Origin of the sequence: Lysinibacillus sp. AR18-8 (genome assembly GCF_001705465.1) — a bacterium.
Lineage (GTDB): Bacteria > Bacillota > Bacilli > Bacillales_A > Planococcaceae > Lysinibacillus > Lysinibacillus capsici.
In genome coordinates this window covers 1-5,008 of sequence record NZ_MDGU01000016.1, presented here as the reverse complement: position 1 = coordinate 5,008, position 5,008 = coordinate 1, and the positions used below count along the sequence as shown (strand labels likewise).

Sequence of the window (5,008 nt, the reverse complement as noted above, 5' to 3'; positions counted from 1 at the left end):
GAGATGTGTATAAGAGACAGAGCTTAACTTCCGTGTTCGGTATGGGAACGGGTGTGACCTCTTTGCCATCATCACTAGACTTTGTATTTAATTGAAAGATTTATTCTTTCAAAACTGGATAAACGGTGCATTGAATGTTTCAAACTTTTTTGGTTAAGTCCTCGATCGATTAGTATTCGTCAGCTCCATGTGTCACCACACTTCCACCTCGAACCTATCTACCTCATCGTCTTTGAGGGATCTTACTTACTTGCGTAATGGGAAATCTCATCTTGAGGGGGGCTTCATGCTTAGATGCTTTCAGCACTTATCCCGTCCACACATAGCTACCCAGCGATGCCTTTGGCAAGACAACTGGTACACCAGCGGTGTGTCCATCCCGGTCCTCTCGTACTAAGGACAGCTCCTCTCAAATTTCCTACGCCCACGACGGATAGGGACCGAACTGTCTCACGACGTTCTGAACCCAGCTCGCGTACCGCTTTAATGGGCGAACAGCCCAACCCTTGGGACCGACTACAGCCCCAGGATGCGATGAGCCGACATCGAGGTGCCAAACCTCCCCGTCGATGTGGACTCTTGGGGGAGATAAGCCTGTTATCCCCGGGGTAGCTTTTATCCGTTGAGCGATGGCCCTTCCATGCGGAACCACCGGATCACTAAGCCCGTCTTTCGACCCTGCTCGACTTGTAGGTCTCGCAGTCAAGCTCCCTTGTGCCTTTACACTCTACGAATGATTTCCAACCATTCTGAGGGAACCTTTGGGCGCCTCCGTTACCTTTTAGGAGGCGACCGCCCCAGTCAAACTGTCCGCCTGACACTGTCTCCTGCCCCGCTAAGGGGCATGGGTTAGAATTTCAATACAACCAGGGTAGTATCCCACCGACGCCTCCTTCGAAGCTGGCGCTCCGAGATCTCTGGCTCCTACCTATCCTGTACAAGTTGTACCAAAATTCAATATCAGGCTACAGTAAAGCTCCACGGGGTCTTTCCGTCCTGTCGCGGGTAACCTGCATCTTCACAGGTACTATAATTTCACCGAGTCTCTCGTTGAGACAGTGCCCAGATCGTTACGCCTTTCGTGCGGGTCGGAACTTACCCGACAAGGAATTTCGCTACCTTAGGACCGTTATAGTTACGGCCGCCGTTTACTGGGGCTTCAATTCGCAGCTTCGCTTGCGCTAACCACTCCTCTTAACCTTCCAGCACCGGGCAGGCGTCAGCCCCTATACGTCACCTTACGGTTTTGCAGAGACCTGTGTTTTTGCTAAACAGTCGCCTGGGCCTATTCACTGCGGCTCTCATGCGCTTGCACGCTCAAGAGCACCCCTTCTCCCGAAGTTACGGGGTCATTTTGCCGAGTTCCTTAACGAGAGTTCTCTCGCACACCTTAGGATTCTCTCCTCGACTACCTGTGTCGGTTTGCGGTACGGGCACCTCTCACCTCGATAGAGGCTTTTCTTGGCAGTGTGAAATCAGGAACTTCGTCCATACGGACTCGCCATCACAGCTCAACGTTACAGTGTGCGGATTTGCCTACACACACGCCTTACTGCTTGGACGCGCACAACCAACGGCGCGCTTACCCTATCCTACTGCGTCCCCCCATTTCTCAAACGGTGAGGAGGTGGTACAGGAATATCAACCTGTTGTCCATCGCCTACGCCTATCGGCCTCGGCTTAGGTCCCGACTAACCCTGAGCGGACGAGCCTTCCTCAGGAAACCTTAGTCATACGGTGGACGGGATTCTCACCCGTCTTTCGCTACTCATACCGGCATTCTCACTTCTAAGCGCTCCACCAGTCCTTCCGATCTGACTTCAACGCACTTAGAACGCTCTCCTACCACTGACATCGTAGATGTCAATCCACAGCTTCGGTGAATCGTTTAGCCCCGATACATTTTCGGCGCAGCGTCACTCGACCAGTGAGCTATTACGCACTCTTTAAATGATGGCTGCTTCTAAGCCAACATCCTGGTTGTCTGTGCAACGCCACATCCTTTTCCACTTAACGATTACTTTGGGACCTTAGCTGGTGGTCTGGGCTGTTTCCCTTTTGACTACGGATCTTATCACTCGCAGTCTGACTCCCGTGTATAAATATCTGGCATTCGGAGTTTGTCTGAATTCGGTAAACCGGGATGGCCCCCTAGTCCAAACAGTGCTCTACCTCCAGTATTCTCATCACGAGGCTAGCCCTAAAGCTATTTCGGAGAGAACCAGCTATCTCCAAGTTCGATTGGAATTTCTCCGCTACCCACACCTCATCCCCGCACTTTTCAACGTGCGTGGGTTCGGGCCTCCAGTAAGTGTTACCTCACCTTCACCCTGGACATGGGTAGATCACCTGGTTTCGGGTCTACGACCACGTACTATTTCGCCCTATTCAGACTCGCTTTCGCTGCGGCTCCGCCTTCTAAAGCTTAACCTCGCACGTAATCGTAACTCGCCGGTTCATTCTACAAAAGGCACGCTATCACCCATTAACGGGCTCTAACTACTTGTAGGCACACGGTTTCAGGATCTCTTTCACTCCCCTTCCGGGGTGCTTTTCACCTTTCCCTCACGGTACTGGTTCACTATCGGTCACTAGGTAGTATTTAGCCTTGGGAGATGGTCCTCCCGGATTCCGACGGAATTTCACGTGTTCCGCCGTACTCAGGATCCACTCAGGAGAGAACGAACTTTCGACTACAGGGCTTTTACCTGCTCTGGCGGACCTTTCCAAGTCGCTTCATCTAACTCGCTCTTTTGTAACTCCGTATAGAGTGTCCTACAACCCCAAGAGGCAAGCCTCTTGGTTTGGGCTCTTCCCGTTTCGCTCGCCGCTACTCAGGGAATCGATTTTTCTTTCTCTTCCTCCAGGTACTTAGATGTTTCAGTTCCCTGGGTCTGCCTTCAAGACGCTATGTATTCACGTCAAGATACTACGCGATTAAACGTAGTGGGTTCCCCCATTCGGAAATCTCCGGATCAAAGCTCACTTACAGCTCCCCGAAGCATATCGGTGTTAGTGCCGTCCTTCTTCGGCTCCTAGTGCCAAGGCATTCGCCGTGCGCCCTTAATAACTTAACCAAGTTATTAAGCCTATAAAAAACTTAAAAAAATAAATGTGTTTGTTACAATTTCAATGTCGTTTTATCCAGTTTTCAAAGAACAAGTTTTGAAGTGTTTCATTCAGATAGAATGAACCTTCAAAACTGAACGCAAAACGTAATCTTACAAACCCAAGGTTTGTATTCCGAAATAATCCTTAGAAAGGAGGTGATCCAGCCGCACCTTCCGATACGGCTACCTTGTTACGACTTCACCCCAATCATCTATCCCACCTTCGGCGGCTGGCTCCAAAAGGTTACCTCACCGACTTCGGGTGTTACAAACTCTCGTGGTGTGACGGGCGGTGTGTACAAGGCCCGGGAACGTATTCACCGCGGCATGCTGATCCGCGATTACTAGCGATTCCGGCTTCATGTAGGCGAGTTGCAGCCTACAATCCGAACTGAGAACGACTTTATCGGATTAGCTCCCTCTCGCGAGTTGGCAACCGTTTGTATCGTCCATTGTAGCACGTGTGTAGCCCAGGTCATAAGGGGCATGATGATTTGACGTCATCCCCACCTTCCTCCGGTTTGTCACCGGCAGTCACCTTAGAGTGCCCAACTAAATGATGGCAACTAAGATCAAGGGTTGCGCTCGTTGCGGGACTTAACCCAACATCTCACGACACGAGCTGACGACAACCATGCACCACCTGTCACCGTTGCCCCCGAAGGGGAAACTATATCTCTACAGTGGTCAACGGGATGTCAAGACCTGGTAAGGTTCTTCGCGTTGCTTCGAATTAAACCACATGCTCCACCGCTTGTGCGGGCCCCCGTCAATTCCTTTGAGTTTCAGTCTTGCGACCGTACTCCCCAGGCGGAGTGCTTAATGCGTTAGCTGCAGCACTAAGGGGCGGAAACCCCCTAACACTTAGCACTCATCGTTTACGGCGTGGACTACCAGGGTATCTAATCCTGTTTGCTCCCCACGCTTTCGCGCCTCAGCGTCAGTTACAGACCAGAAAGTCGCCTTCGCCACTGGTGTTCCTCCAAATCTCTACGCATTTCACCGCTACACTTGGAATTCCACTTTCCTCTTCTGCACTCAAGTCCCCCAGTTTCCAATGACCCTCCACGGTTGAGCCGTGGGCTTTCACATCAGACTTAAAGGACCGCCTGCGCGCGCTTTACGCCCAATAATTCCGGACAACGCTTGCCACCTACGTATTACCGCGGCTGCTGGCACGTAGTTAGCCGTGGCTTTCTAATAAGGTACCGTCAAGGTACAGCCAGTTACTACTGTACTTGTTCTTCCCTTACAACAGAGTTTTACGATCCGAAAACCTTCTTCACTCACGCGGCGTTGCTCCATCAGGCTTTCGCCCATTGTGGAAGATTCCCTACTGCTGCCTCCCGTAGGAGTCTGGGCCGTGTCTCAGTCCCAGTGTGGCCGATCACCCTCTCAGGTCGGCTACGCATCGTCGCCTTGGTGAGCCGTTACCTCACCAACTAGCTAATGCGCCGCGGGCCCATCCTATAGCGACAGCCGAAACCGTCTTTCAGTCTTTCACCATGAAGCAAAAGAGATTATTCGGTATTAGCCCCGGTTTCCCGGAGTTATCCCAAACTATAGGGTAGGTTGCCCACGTGTTACTCACCCGTCCGCCGCTAACGTCAAAGGAGCAAGCTCCTTTTCTGTTCGCTCGACTTGCATGTATTAGGCACGCCGCCAGCGTTCGTCCTGAGCCAGGATCAAACTCTCCATAAAAGAAATTTGATTAGCTCAAATTGTTTTGCTGGCATCATGTTTGATGTCCAAAATTTTTGTTTTGTTCACTAACCTGTCTCTTATACACATCTGACGCTGCCGACGATCTTACGCGTTTCTGTTTCTTCTTTTTTCTTTTTTTCTATAATTTAATGAATCTAATCTATCCCTAATTTTTCATTGTTCTTTTTTATTTT

2 rRNA genes are annotated in these 5,008 nt (G+C 50.7%); both read right to left on the bottom strand.

The features are described 5' to 3' along the window. Positions 1-149: 149 nt before the first annotated feature. Positions 150-3,077, bottom strand: a 23S ribosomal RNA gene (locus BFM98_RS14450). A 182-nt stretch (positions 3,078-3,259) separates the two neighbouring features. Next, a 16S ribosomal RNA gene (locus tag BFM98_RS14445) occupies positions 3,260-4,811 on the bottom strand. The 16S and 23S rRNA genes sit together here, the layout of an rRNA operon. Between the last annotated feature and the right edge of the window lie 197 nt (positions 4,812-5,008).